Genomic DNA, 13,225 nt, shown 5'->3' with positions numbered 1-13,225 from the left:
AAATGAACAAGTTTAAAAATAACGGGAACAGACCAAGTCCAAGACTACAGTTCCTATCACTGCTCCTTGTATTGGGAACTTTGGCAGTCCTAATTTCTTGTGAAAACGAGGACGATTTGCCTCCCCCATCCGCTTATGTGAAACCACCATCCGAACCTGAGCCTGAACCAGGAGGGGATTGCGTATTTTCCACCATTGTGCCCGAAATTGCCGACGGCATCGATTTTGAATGTGGCGGTCCCGAAGTCACCTTTTTTGGTGAAAAGGACGGTTCGTTCACGGTAAACTATATCGAAAACCCAGACCCTTCCGGCATAAACACTTCAGAAAGAGTGGTGGAATACAACCAGACCGAAGGTGTGGAACCTTGGGCCGGCTTCTTCTTTGATTTGGCCAGCAAGGTGGATTTTTCGGAATTGCAGACCATCAAGATCAAGGTGTATTCCCCTGCCGCCGACCAGAACGTACTCTTGAAGTTTGAGGACAGTGCAGATGGCTCCATTTCCAAGGAAGTGCAGTCCATTACCACTGTGGCCAACGAATGGGAAGAACTCTCCTTTGCCTTCTCCCCCAGCGATACCGACAAATTTGACCGATTGGTCCTATTTTTCAACTTCAACGGGGACAAAGGTGCTGCCACCACCCACTACTTTGACGATATTGTCATGAGTGAAGGTGGAACCACCGAAGAACCAGGGGAAACAGGGGAACCGACAAGTCCGGCGCCTGCACCCACCGTAGATCCATTGGAGGTCATATCCCTTTTCAGTGATGCCTATACCAATGTTCCCGTGGATACCTGGAGGACCGATTGGTCCGATGCCACATTGGAAGACATCACCATTGAAGGCAATGCCGTTAAAAAATACAGTGCGCTGAGCTTTGTAGGTGCTGAGACCGTATCCAACCAAATCGACGCCACGGACATGACCCATTTCCACACGGATATATGGACTGCCGACGCCACAGAATTCAGGATAAAATTGGTCGATTTTGGCGCAGATGCTGCGTTTGGTGGAGGTGACGATGTGGAACACGAAATCGTGATCGAAAATCCAGCACAGGAAGAATGGGTAAGCCTGAGCATCCCCCTTTCGGATTTCGCCGGATTGACTACTCGGGCCAACATCGCACAATTGATCTTTGTGGGTGCACCGTCCAAACAGAATACCATATTTGTTGACAATGTGTATTTCTATGATGAAGCAGGAGTCTCCACTGAGCCCATATCCGGGGCACCGACACCTACTGTTCCAGAAGCCAGTGTCATCTCCGTGTTCAGCGATGCCTACACGGATGTTGCCGGAACAGACTTCAACCCCAATTGGGGCCAGTCCACCCTTGTTTCCCAAGTGGACATAGCGGGCAACAGCACCTTGAAGTATGAAAACCTGAACTACCAAGGAACCCAATTCGCTTCTCCATTAGATGTATCTGGAATGACCATGGTCCATGTGGATTACTGGACTGCTGATTCTTCAAGTCTTAATTTGTCGCTCATAAGCACTGGGCCAGCAGAAACCCCTTACGCCTTTGACATTTCCAATGGTGAATGGGTCAGTGTGGACATTCCCTTGACGGAATTCTCAAGTGTTGTCGATTTGACCGATGTAATCCAACTAAAATTTGACGGCAATGGCACCATCTTTTTGGACAACATTTATTTCTTCACACCACCCCCAACCGAGCCTTCGGCCGCAGCTACTGCACCAACGGTTCCCGAGGCGGATGTAATTTCCATGTTCAGCAATGCCTACACCAATGTCCCCGTGGACACTTGGAGAACGGATTGGTCCGTGGCCACCTTGGAAGATGTTACGGTTGACGGTGACGACGTGAAAAAGTACAGTGGATTGAACTTTGTGGGAATAGAGACCGTGGCCAATCAAATCGATGCCACGGAAATGACCCATTTCCACACCGATATCTGGACAGCCGATGCCACCCAGATCAGGATCAAACTGGTCGATTTTGGGGCCAACGGGGCCTTCGACGGTGGCGGCGATGATGTGGAACATGAGATCTCCATTGAAAATCCCGAGCAATACACTTGGATTTCACTGGATATCCCGCTTACGGACTTTACAGGATTGACCACTAAAGCCAACATTGCCCAATTGATCTATGCAGGCATGCCTGCAGGATCCATGACCTTGTTTGTGGACAATGTATATTTTCACAAATAACCAAAAAAATAAAGATGCATCCATTCTACTGGATGATTTGAGTTAGTTTAGTTAATGGATAGGCTCCCGTTTTAAAAGACGGGGGCCGACCTCCTAAGCAAATTGCCATGAAAAAAAAGAACAAAACACGTATTCTTCAAAAAGTAAAAATGAATTTATTCAACATATCCTTATTGACCCTGGCCTTTGCATTGTCGTGCAGTTCCAGCGATTCTGAAACAGGCGGAGCCCCTACCGATTTGGTAGTCAATGTGACCCTAGTCGGGGCCAACGATGCCAACCCGAACGGAAACGGTTCTGGAACCGTACAGGTTTCGGCTACGGCCACAAATGCCACTCGGTATGCCTTCCGCTTTGAAAGTGGCGATCAACTGGAGAGCCAAACCGGCAGCATGGAATATACTTTCTCCAGAGATGGGGTCCACTCCTACAACATTGCCGTCTGGGCCTACTCGGCAACAGGAGAGTTCGTCAACCAAACCGTGGCCGTTGAAGTATACAGGTCCGATGAGGAATTTGCCGCCCTGGTCTTTTCGGATGAGTTTGATGATGCCGGTGCTCCTGACACGGAAAAATGGCACCATCAGATCATTCCACCGGACAATGGCAGTTGGCATAACGGGGAATTGCAACACTACACTGCAAGACCTGAAAACTCTTTTGTGAGCGACGGCACCCTCAAAATCAAGGCCCTAAAGGAAGAATACACCTATAACGGTTCCACCAAATCCTATACTTCGGCCAGATTGAACGCCAAGCATGCGTTTACCTATGGTCGTGTGGAAGTACGGGCCAAACTTCCGAGTGGCGCGGGCACATGGCCTGCCATTTGGACCTTGGGCGCCGATTCCAATGAAACAGGAAACTATTTTGGTGATCAGTATGGAACCTTGGGCTGGCCTTTGTGTGGTGAAATCGACATTATGGAACAGACCGGATGGGACAAGAACAGTATCATCTCCCATTTCCATTGGGGCGACCTGAACACCCAAGTGTATAATGATGAAGGCGGTGAAGGCCCCGTTGCCAATGCTTCGACTGAGTTCCACGTGTATTCGATGGAATGGAACAGCGGAAGCATCAAAACCTATGTGGATGGCAATTTGGTCTATGAGTTCGCCAATGCTCCCAACAAACCCTTCAACAAGGAACATTACTTGATCCTAAATATCGCCATGGGTGGCAATTTGGGTGGGGATGTACCGGATTCATTCTCTGAAGGTACTTTTGAAATTGATTATGTAAGGATATACCAATAAGTTTTATGGGGCGACCATGGTGTTGCTACCATCGATTGGATGAAATCATAATTGTGGCAATAGGGTGTCACTCACGGAAAGGGCCGGACCTAAGGGTTTCGGCCCTTTCTATTGCCCAAGTTCGCGGGCCTCAAAGGTAATGAGCTCCTGATCTTCAAAGGTCAAGGACACTTCTATGGGATTGCAACAGACCTCACAGTCCTCCACATACGTCTGTTGGCGTACCGAACTGTCCAAAAGAAAGGAAATCTCTTCCCAACAATAGGGGCATTGGAAAAAATGTTCATCCATAGGGGGTCATGGTTTCTGTGCCTGCAAATATATGGGCCATTGCAAAATATGATCCACAAAAAAGGGGATACTTTGTATCCCCAAACCAAACAAACTAAAGTAATAAACTAACTACTCAATTTTCGTTATCGTCCTCAAACTTGGTGTCCGCCATTCTTGTGCGTTCCATTTGAATTTGGTTGAACTTAGGATTCAAGGCTTTATTATCAGAGTCGAAGACCAGAAGTTGGCCTGTATTCATTTGTTCAAGACCCGTGTAGGCATTGAATCTGTTGTTCTGTAGTTGTAAGATCTGTAGGCTGGCAAGTTGTCCAAATTCCACTGGAATTTCACCATCCAATTGATTGTTGGCCAATACAAGTTCCTTCAACTGGCCCAATTTGCCTATTTCAGCCGGGATTTCCCCATGCAGCTTGTTCTCAAAAAAGCCCAAAACTTCCAATTTGGTAAGGTTTCCTATGGTATTTGGGATACTTCCCTCGAGGTTGTTACTGGACAGATTGAGTTCCTTTAGATTTTTGAGCGACCCAAAACCGTGGGGGATGGAACCGGTCAAAAAGTTGTTGAACATCGAAAACACCTCCAATTGTTGCATGCTGCCAATTCCTTCGGGAAGCGAACCTTTTATCCTGTTCATCTCCAACCGGAATACCTTGAGTTTTTCCAGTTTTATGATGTCTTTGGGCAAAACACCGGTTATGTTGTTGAAAGCCAAGTTCAAATGCGTCAGGTGCTTCAGTTTGCCCATTCCTTCGGGCAATACTCCGTTCAAATTGTTCATGAAGAGGTTGATTCCTACAACATGACCATCCTTGACCTCAACACCCTTCCAGGTGTCCACTGGGGCATTCAGGTCCCAAGAGACCTTCCATTCGCTCCCGTTTGTGGCATTATATAAGCCAACAAGAGCATCTTTTTCACTTTGGGGAACTTGACCCTTTGCAAATGACATTCCTACAAAGGAAGTCATGAATACGAAGAAAATGGCCAATCGAATCATGAATTACTTATTTAGTACACAGAATTTACCTACAAAGTAAGGGAAAGATGAAAAAACCTACAAATATAATCGGCAAATGGGACTTTGATTGTTGCGAATCTGTTCAAATAAGTGGTGTAAACCCAAAAGTCAGTAGATCAATCCAATGATTCCAGCTCGTGGGAAATGTCTTCCCACTCTTCCATCAATTGCTCCAGTTGTTTTTTCTTACCTTGATATCCTTCAAAAAATGTGGGTTTGGCAACGGTGGCATCGTAGTCCATCAAAAGTTTGTGGTCTATGTCGGCAATCTCTTTTTCCAGTTGGGCTATTTTCTTCTCCACTCCGCTCAATCTGTTCTTGAGGGATTTTTGCTTCTTCTGGATATGGTAATCCGCCTCCTTGGTTTCGGCAGGTGCCTTTTCCTCAATGCGGGTATCCCTTTTTTCGATTTTCCTAAAGTCGTCCACCTTGCGCTGCTCCAAGTAAAAATCGATATCCCCGAGATACTCCTTGATGCCCCCGTCCTTGAACTCATACACCCTGTCCGTGAGCCCTTGGAGAAAATCCCGGTCGTGCGAAACGAGTACCAAGGTCCCCTCAAAGCTCTGCAGGGCCTGTTTCAGGACATTTTTGGATTTGATGTCCAAGTGGTTGGTAGGTTCGTCCATCACCAGCACATTGAAGGGCTGAAGGAGCATTTTGGCCAAGGCCAACCGGTTCCGCTCCCCTCCGGAGAGGACTTTCACATATTTGTCCACATCGTCGCCCCTGAACAGAAATGAGCCGAGGATGTCCCGGACCTTGCTCCGGTTACTTTCATTGGCAGCATCGGTCATGGTATCCAAAATGGTCTTGCTGCCATCCAGATATTCGGCCTGGTTCTGTGCAAAATAGCCCAGCTGCACGTTGTGGCCCATCTTTATGTTCCCTTCGTGCTCCAGTTCGCCCACCATGATCTTCGCCAAGGTGGTCTTTCCCTGTCCGTTCTGCCCAACAAATGCGGTCTTACTGCCGCGCTCCACCAACAGGTCAATATTTTGCAACACCTGCTTTTTTCCATAGCTCTTGGATAGGCTTTCCAGCTCGGCCACTACTTTACCGGGGGTCACGGACACGGGGAACCTTAGGTTCATTACGCCGTTGTCCTCTTCGTCCACCTCTATCCGTTCTATCTTGTCCAGTTTTTTGATCAGCGATTGCGCCATGGACGCCTTGCTGGCCTTGGCACGGAACTTCTCTATCAGCCTTTCGGTCTGTTGTATCTGTTTTTCCTGGTTCTTTTGGGCGCTGAGCTGCTGCTCCTTGATCTCTTTTCTGAGTTCGAGGAACTTGGTGTACGGTTTATTGTAATCATAGATCCTTCCCAATGAGATCTCTATGGTACGGTTGGTGACGTTGTCGAGGAACATCTTATCGTGGGAAACAATCACCACTGCTCCTGAATAATTGTTCAGGAACTGTTCCAACCAAATGATGGATTCAATATCCAAGTGGTTGGTAGGCTCATCCAGCAGCAACACATCATTGCTTTGCAACAGGAGTTTGGCCAGTTCGATACGCATACGCCATCCGCCCGAAAAAGTATCGGTCAATTTGTTGAAGTCTTCCCTTTTGAAACCGAGTCCGAGCAAAACTTTCTCCGTATCGCCTTGGTAATTGTACCCTCCAAGAATTTCGTAGTGGTGGGTGACATCGTTCAGGTCCACCATCAGTTGGTGATAGCCCTCACTTTCATAATCGGTCCGCTCTGCCAGACCGGTGTTGATCAGGTCCAATTTCTGCTCCAGTGCCTTTATCTCCGAAAATGCCTGATAGGATTCTTCCAAAACGGTCCTTCCGAGATCAAAATCGATGTCCTGTTTCAAAAACCCTACTTTTATTTCCTTTTCCGTGGCCATGGTACCCCCATCCAAAGGCATTTCCTTGGCGAGCAATTTGAGCAATGTGGATTTTCCCGCACCGTTCTTTCCAATGAGGCCTACCCTGTCACCGCCATTCAGGCGAAATGAGATTTCTTCAAAAAGATATTCGCCTCCAAAGGCTACGGAAAGATTATGGACATTTATCATTTTATGTGACCTGAATTACATAGCAAAAGTGGCTTAATGCGTATTTTTGCTTAAAAATCGGTGCAAATGTTAAAAAAAGGAACCAAAATCTACAGCATTTTAACAGGAAGTTGTCCTAAGTGCCATGAAGAAAGCATGTATGTGAACCCTAATCCGTATGCCCTTTCCCAAATTTTCAAGATGCACGAACGTTGTTCCCATTGTGGCACCAAGTACAAGATTGAGCCATCTTTCTTTTATGGTTCCATGTATGTGAGCTATGGGGTGGGGATTGCCTTTGCCGTTGCCGCCTTTGTGATATCCTACCTTTTCATAGGCACCAACTTGGTCAATAGCTTTATTGCGATCGTGGGCACATTGATTGTTTTTATGCCCGTGATCATCCGGTTATCCCGAAATATCTGGATCAATTTCTTCATCAAATATGATGCGACTTCGGCCAAGCAGCATCATGCCGTGAAAAGTTAGGTGGAATAGTATTTTTTGGTGAACCTTTGGATGTCCATCTCCGGGTCCAACGGAATTCCTTTTTCTATGGCATTGAACAGCTGTCCGGATGCATAGGGCGCTATGAGCACACCTCTGGAACCGAAACCGTTCAGCACATAGAGATTTTTGTGGGTTGGATGCTGGCCTACCAATGGCCTTCTGTCGACCACCGTGGGCCGGATTCCGGCTACATGGTCCACTATTTCAAAATCACATTTCAGAAATGTCCCCAACTTGTCCAACAGCTCATTTTTGGATTCGTCGGTGGGCTCATTGGTCTTGTCCTTCCATTTGTAGGTGGCCCCGAGCATGTAATGATCCTCTCCCAACGGAATGGTGAAAACGGATGATTTGATAACGCTGCTCTCCTTATAATCGGGAGCTTTGATAATCAACAGTTCCCCTTTTGTCCCGTTCAAGGGCAAATACCCAAAAAATGGGTCGTTCGTAAGGCCATAGCCACATGCAAAAACAATGCGCTTGGCGGTCATCGATTGATACTGAACGTGGTCTTCCCAATGTTCGAAGTTGGAAAAGTCAAAGGATTCCATTTCCAGCATCCCTTTGCTTTCCAAATACGTTTTATAGGATTCCACCAGAGTGGCCGTGTCCACCCTTCCGGTGTGTTTGACCTCTCCCAGCCCGAAGGGGGCATCCAGGTTTGGATTGTTGTTCTGAAGGATCGCTGAGGAAAGAAAATGGTCCAATCCCGGTCGGTCCAAGGCTTCAAACCATAGATTCTGTTCCTCTATGGATGCAAACTTGCGCAATACGGGGAGCTTATGGTCCAGTGTGACGCCCAGCTTCTTCTCCAGACCTTTATAGAAGGGCATGGCCTGTTCCATCAAGAGCTTGGCCTTCCAGGCCATGGTAAAACGCTTTAAGATGACCGGATTGTAGAGTCCCCCGGCCACTTGGGATGCCCTTTGGGACCCATCCGATATGACCTTGAAGGTCTTTCCATGTTTTTCGAGGGTCTCGCAAAACGAGATTCCTGCCAACCCGATACCGACAACTATATAGTCCAACATGGGACAAAATTAACCATCTGTGTTGTATTGTGACCAAACTTCCATCCACAATGGCACAAAAAAAAACGCCGCAATGATCATTGCGGCGTAATTTGATATTGAATTGGAAATTTGTGTTTGTGAGGTACCGATTTTCATCGGGATTAATTCCGCTTACAACTTTGATACGCCCAAAGGCTTTCAAAGCTAAGCGTCATTAATAGGCCCACATATCCTGCTCCCTGTCCCTGATGGTCTCTTTGATCCTCTGGGCTTCCAAGAGCTGGAACAATGCATTATCGAAGATATACTCGTCTATCTTACGGTCTTCATGGACGTTCTCCTCTTTGTAGATCACACCGTTGAAACGTCTTGCGTTCAAAAGCATATCAAAGGAGATGGGCCTTGCTGAGTTGCGTTGGTTGTACACCTTCGCTTCGTGTAGGATCTGCCTTGCAGCAGGATACCACACCCAGAACAATTCCACTTTGTTCTCCCCTGGATCCATGGATTCGTCATCTATGAAGTTAACATCGGGTGCAACGGGTGCAATCCCCAATAGACGGAACTTCAGTTCTCCCTGGCGTTTGTCGAAATACCAGATTCCTTTGATACGGTATTCTTCGATGTCGGCAGCGGTCAGGTCCCTTTGGTTGATGAACTCTGGGGAAATGCGCTCTCCGGCATTCATTTGCTCGTATCCGAGGTCAGTGGTATCCACTTTACTCAAGGTCGCAGATAGATCTTCCAGTTTCCTCTTTTCGGTAAAGTAAGAATCTGTGTAAACCTCTGTCAGCTTGCCGTTTCTGATATTCTTCATCAAAACGTCGTACAGCGACCTTCTGTCTGCCCCAATACCTATGGTATCGGTTGGGTAGTACAATGGAAAGTTGACGCGCTCGTCCAGGTCAACGATTTCCCATACGGTCTTGGACCAAAGGATATCCCTATCATCCACATATCCGTATTTCAATGGGGCATCGGCGTCCTGCTCAATTTGAGCTTGGGTCTTTTTACCAATATCACTGGGCAGTTTGGCATTCAAAATGTTTGCCTGTGCCATCATTGATACGGGCAGTACGCCCAACAATCCGATTAGTAATGCATTTTTCCAATTCATGATAACTTGTATACTTTTTTTAGTTTGTAAGCTCTACCACTACAGGAGATACTTTTTTCAACTTGTAGCTCTTGTTATTGGTGATATAAGCTTGGATATCAAATATCTGGATGCTTTCTCCTCTACCTGCCCTGCTTAGAACAGATTTGGCCCTATCATCCAATTTATTTCCGTTAACAACCACAGTAGGCTGACCTGGTACTTTGAAACTGAACTGGCTCACTGAAAGGTTCAAATCAAAATCAAAGTCTTCCAACATGGCGCTTACTGTAGAAATTTCCAAGTTCTTCCTTGGCATTTTCACGCTTCCAGCCTCACCACGAACAGTTCCGCTAGGTCTTGGAATGTCCTTGATACGGAACTCAGTGGAGGTACGGATACCTTTACCATCAGGCAAGGTACCGGATGCTGTAATGGTCACTTCCCTTCCTGTTCCAGGGTTCATGATGTAGTTGCTACCACTTCTTCTGCTCAAACCAGGAGCTGAAGCTGTTACTTTATTGTCAGGAATACCAGGAATGGAGATGGTCATTGGGTTGGCCACACCGCGGTATACCACGTTCATCTTGTCTGCAGAGATCACAGCAGCATTGGGCATGGAGATGGTAGCGAAAGTGTTGTCCACTTCAACTGGCACCTCTTTTCCATCCTGCATGAAGTACATGGTCCCTTTAATGGTGTGGTCACCTGGGGTTCCTGCACTGATCAGCATTTTGATACCTCCTGCTTCAAGCTCGTAGTCCTTGCCCTCAGCCATTGGTCTTCCGTCCAAGGTCAATTCGGCTTTCACCGGAGTGGACGTCTTGTCGGTTTTGCTCACGATAAGCTTACCATCGTATTTTTCACCTGAATAATAAGCCGTTTTAGGAGCGGACAATGAACTTGCAAAGTTGGTCAAGGATACCGCAGCGGTCAAGTTACCTTCCAAAAGGTTTTTCAACACTTCTTGTTCTGTGGTCTTGATATCTGCTTGCAATTGGGTCAACTTGGTCAAAGAAGCTACCAATGGGAATCCTTCGTAGTGGTAGTTGATCCAATCTTGACGGGTACCGTCCCTTTTTTCTACTTTACCGTCGTCTTTTTTACCATCACTGGTAGCAAAACGAACTTTTACAGCTTCTTTCACAGAGGTGAATTTACCTTCTGGCAAAGCGTTGATCACTCCTTCACGATAATCGTTGATCTGCTTCATGAACTCCTTTCCTTCTGGGCCCAAATTGTCCCCTTGGAAGAATTTCTGATCTAGATAATCGGACTTGTCCATGACCACATAATCCTTTGGGTTTTCCAAATCGGCGGTCATTCCTTTTTTCAATTCTTCCAGATAGTTGTAGTACGTATCCGAAAGTTGCTTTACTTGTTGTGCATTCTGGTACAGCGCTCCATATTCCGCTTCGTTTTCGGAAGCCTTTGTTTCCAGGCTGCCCAAGAATGCCAAGTTGTTTTCTGTTGTTTTTGCATTGGAAGTCTCCAGCTTTTCGTTCATTAGACCGAAAGCCGCAAGTACTTCCTTGCTCATGTTAAGGGCCAACATCGCGATGAAGATCAAATACATTAGGTTGATCATCTTCTGACGTGGTGTTTGTTTTCCTCCTGCCATGTTTTTCTAATTAGATTTTAAAAATTAATTTGATCTGGGTTTGGTTTCGACTAATTTGTCTCTAATTAGTTTCTGCTTCCCATGGCGGATAGCATACCTCCGTAAACTCCGTTCAATGAAGAAAGGTTGGTTGCCAAAGATTCCATTTGGTCTTTCAATGCACCTGCATTCTGTACCACTTCCTCGTTGATGGAGGCTTGACGGCTAGCACTTTCCAACTGAACTTTGTACAAGCTGTTCAAAGATTCCATTTGTGCAGCGGCATGTGACAACTCTTCAGAGTATTTCTTGGTGTGCTGGATGGCATCTGTTGTAGGAGCGATATTTTTGGCAGCACCTTCAAAACTCTTGATGCTTTCACCCAAGCTAGAGAATAGGTTGGCATCGATATTGGCTTCTTTCAAAAGCTCATCCAATTTTCTGGAAAGGATTCCTTCAGCCTCTTTGGCATCCTTGGCATCCTGTTTTTTGGATACGCTCTGTTGACCACCGGCCAATTCTGGGTATACCAAAGACCAATCGTATTCGTCGTCCACTGGTTCAAATGCACTGATGGCGAAGATCAATGCTTCGGTAATAAGTCCAACTGCAAGAAGAAGTCCACCGGTAAGTGGTCCAAACTCCCAGTGAAGGATCTTGAACAATGCACCGATGATTACTACCGATGCTCCAAGCCCGTAGGCCATGTTAAACAATTTTTTTGTTGATTTTGACTGTGCCATAATTCTAGTTTTAATTAAGTTATATAAATAATAAGTATTTGGTTACTAACTAAGCTTATTTATATAATGTTCTCTGTTTTCTTTTTTCATTTTTTCAATTAATCCGGCAATCCTTGGCCTCTAGTGGAGTCCTCTTCGCCCATATAATCCTGGACCGTTCTGAACCCGATATAGCTTCTGGCCGAATCTTGGTACTCATAGTCCCTGGTACTTACCTGAAGGAAGTATGCGACATCTTTCCAAGATCCTCCGCGGATCACCTTTCTTTGGTTTTGTCCCGAACCGATGTTGGGGTTCATGGTGGACACATATTCGTAGGCGTTCTGATCAAAGCTGGAGTTGGTCCACTCAGATACGTTTCCGGCCATGTTGTACAGGTTGTACTCGTTTGGCTCGAAGGATTTGGCCTCTACGGTATATAGGGCCGCATCTGCTGCGTAATCGCCTCGTTGTGGCTTGAAGTTGGCCATAAAACAACCCGTATCACTGATTACGTATGGTCCACCCCAAGGATAGGTTCCTCCTTCGATTCCACCTCTTGCGGCATATTCCCACTCCGCTTCGGTAGGCAACCTGAACTGGTTCACAAACTGCTTGCCACGGGATTTTTGGTCATCGTTCTTGAACTTGGTCCTCCAGTTACAGAAGGCCTTGGCCTGCATCCAGTTCACACCCACAACAGGGTAATCGCTGTAGGCATCGTGCCAGAAATAGTCGTTGTGCATGGGCTCGTTGTAGGAGTATTCAAAATCCTTGATCCAAACCGTGGTATCAGGGTATATTTCAAATTCTTCGTGCCTGATGAAATCCTTTCTTCTTCCGGACTTGGCCCTTGCAGCGGCCTCGATGTCCATCCAGCTGTACTTGTATTTCAATTTGGTGACATCGATGGTCCTCAAACCGTTATAGCTTTCCTCTTCTGGAATATAAAGGGAGTCCATCACTTCTGCATAGTACTCGTCAGGATATTCGGAAGTGTCCCATACCAGGTCCACATCCTTGTTCAATGCCCTTCCTTCATAACCGGTATCGCCCAATCCTGCGTAGTTGTCAAGCATATACTTGTCATACACGGAAAGTTCGGTGGTATCGGTATCTTTAAAGGCAAATTCCCCAATACCTTCATCTTCTGGTCCGATTCCAAGTTCATCGGCCAAAATGGCCAATCTGGTTCTGACTATGGAATCCTTTACCCACTCCACAAACTGTCGGTACTCACTATTGGTGATTTCCGTATCATCCATGTAGAAAGAACGCACGGTGACGGTTCTTGTGGGGGCGTTCAACACTTTTGCCTGATCCTCTTCGGCCTTTCCCATTACAAAGGCGCCGCGCGGGATCAGTTCCATGCCATAGGGCTTCTCTGGATGCCATTTTTTTCCACTGACCCCAACTAGTTCACCTTTCGAGCTCGATTTGGACCCACAACTGGTGAGCAAAAAAACAAGCGCCATGGATGAAAAGAATAGCTTTCTCATACTTTAGGTTAAATTACTT

11 protein-coding genes are annotated in these 13,225 nt (G+C 46.4%); 3 read left to right on the top strand and 8 right to left on the bottom strand.

Annotated elements, in window-relative coordinates; genetic code table 11:
- The first annotated feature begins 2 nt into the window (after positions 1-2).
- Both DB398_RS02090 and DB398_RS02085 read left to right on the top strand, forming a co-directional pair.
- Positions 3-2,186 (top strand): hypothetical protein, encoded by a 2,184-nt coding sequence (locus DB398_RS02090; RefSeq protein ID WP_108422725.1) that lies wholly within the window; start codon positions 3-5, stop codon positions 2,184-2,186.
- A 149-nt stretch (positions 2,187-2,335) separates the two neighbouring features.
- Complete coding sequence (locus tag DB398_RS02085; protein ID WP_234415991.1) at positions 2,336-3,445, top strand: glycoside hydrolase family 16 protein; 1,110 nt, start codon at positions 2,336-2,338, stop codon at positions 3,443-3,445.
- A gap of 108 nt (positions 3,446-3,553) precedes the next feature.
- Here the strand turns inward: DB398_RS02085 and DB398_RS02080 are convergent, their stop codons facing one another.
- The 3 genes from DB398_RS02080 to DB398_RS02070 form a co-directional block, all read right to left on the bottom strand.
- Entirely contained in the window at positions 3,554-3,736 is a 183-nt protein-coding gene (locus tag DB398_RS02080; RefSeq protein WP_108422723.1) for a CPXCG motif-containing cysteine-rich protein, read from the bottom strand.
- A gap of 115 nt (positions 3,737-3,851) precedes the next feature.
- On the bottom strand, positions 3,852-4,736 hold the full coding sequence (locus tag DB398_RS02075) for a leucine-rich repeat domain-containing protein (protein ID WP_108422722.1): 885 nt from the start codon (positions 4,734-4,736) through the stop codon (positions 3,852-3,854).
- 137 nt (positions 4,737-4,873) lie between these two features.
- Positions 4,874-6,787 (bottom strand): ABC-F family ATP-binding cassette domain-containing protein, encoded by a 1,914-nt coding sequence (locus tag DB398_RS02070; RefSeq protein WP_108422721.1) that lies wholly within the window; start codon positions 6,785-6,787, stop codon positions 4,874-4,876.
- A 66-nt stretch (positions 6,788-6,853) separates the two neighbouring features.
- On the opposite strand from DB398_RS02070, the gene DB398_RS02065 reads away from it, so the two are divergent.
- Complete coding sequence (locus tag DB398_RS02065; protein ID WP_108422720.1) at positions 6,854-7,255, top strand: DUF983 domain-containing protein; 402 nt, start codon at positions 6,854-6,856, stop codon at positions 7,253-7,255.
- Here DB398_RS02065 and DB398_RS02060 read toward each other — a convergent pair.
- The 5 genes from DB398_RS02060 to porK form a co-directional block, all read right to left on the bottom strand.
- Positions 7,252-8,307 (bottom strand): NAD(P)/FAD-dependent oxidoreductase, encoded by a 1,056-nt coding sequence (locus tag DB398_RS02060; RefSeq protein ID WP_108422719.1) that lies wholly within the window; start codon positions 8,305-8,307, stop codon positions 7,252-7,254. The genes DB398_RS02065 and DB398_RS02060 overlap by 4 nt on opposite strands.
- 196 nt (positions 8,308-8,503) lie before the next feature.
- On the bottom strand, positions 8,504-9,406 hold the full coding sequence (gene porN, locus DB398_RS02055; protein ID WP_108422718.1) for a type IX secretion system ring subunit PorN/GldN: 903 nt from the start codon (positions 9,404-9,406) through the stop codon (positions 8,504-8,506).
- A 19-nt stretch (positions 9,407-9,425) separates the two neighbouring features.
- Complete coding sequence (gene porM / locus DB398_RS02050) at positions 9,426-11,006, bottom strand: type IX secretion system motor protein PorM/GldM (RefSeq protein WP_108422717.1); 1,581 nt, start codon at positions 11,004-11,006, stop codon at positions 9,426-9,428.
- A 65-nt stretch (positions 11,007-11,071) separates the two neighbouring features.
- A complete protein-coding gene (gene porL, locus DB398_RS02045; protein WP_072875662.1) occupies positions 11,072-11,728 on the bottom strand; it encodes a type IX secretion system motor protein PorL/GldL in 657 nt (218 codons plus the stop codon).
- Positions 11,729-11,826: 98 nt separating this feature from the next.
- A complete protein-coding gene (gene porK, locus DB398_RS02040; protein WP_108422716.1) occupies positions 11,827-13,206 on the bottom strand; it encodes a T9SS ring complex lipoprotein PorK/GldK in 1,380 nt (459 codons plus the stop codon).
- Positions 13,207-13,225 lie beyond the last annotated feature (19 nt).

It is taken from the genome of Flagellimonas amoyensis (genome assembly GCF_003058265.1).
GTDB lineage: Bacteria > Bacteroidota > Bacteroidia > Flavobacteriales > Flavobacteriaceae > Flagellimonas > Flagellimonas amoyensis.
This window is presented reverse-complemented; position numbering and strand designations above follow the sequence as displayed.

Coding starts and splice junctions, on each gene's coding strand:
- DB398_RS02075 (WP_108422722.1), bottom strand. CDS start 4,736: ATGATTCGATTGGCCATTTTCTTCGTATTCATGACTTCCTTTGTAGGA.
- DB398_RS02070 (WP_108422721.1), bottom strand. CDS start 6,787: ATGATAAATGTCCATAATCTTTCCGTAGCCTTTGGAGGCGAATATCTT.
- porK (WP_108422716.1), bottom strand. CDS start 13,206: ATGAGAAAGCTATTCTTTTCATCCATGGCGCTTGTTTTTTTGCTCACC.
- porN (WP_108422718.1), bottom strand. CDS start 9,406: ATGAATTGGAAAAATGCATTACTAATCGGATTGTTGGGCGTACTGCCC.
- DB398_RS02065 (WP_108422720.1), top strand. CDS start 6,854: ATGTTAAAAAAAGGAACCAAAATCTACAGCATTTTAACAGGAAGTTGT.
- porM (WP_108422717.1), bottom strand. CDS start 11,006: ATGGCAGGAGGAAAACAAACACCACGTCAGAAGATGATCAACCTAATG.
- DB398_RS02080 (WP_108422723.1), bottom strand. CDS start 3,736: ATGGATGAACATTTTTTCCAATGCCCCTATTGTTGGGAAGAGATTTCC.
- porL (WP_072875662.1), bottom strand. CDS start 11,728: ATGGCACAGTCAAAATCAACAAAAAAATTGTTTAACATGGCCTACGGG.
- DB398_RS02090 (WP_108422725.1), top strand. CDS start 3: ATGAACAAGTTTAAAAATAACGGGAACAGACCAAGTCCAAGACTACAG.
- DB398_RS02060 (WP_108422719.1), bottom strand. CDS start 8,307: ATGTTGGACTATATAGTTGTCGGTATCGGGTTGGCAGGAATCTCGTTT.
- DB398_RS02085 (WP_234415991.1), top strand. CDS start 2,336: ATGAATTTATTCAACATATCCTTATTGACCCTGGCCTTTGCATTGTCG.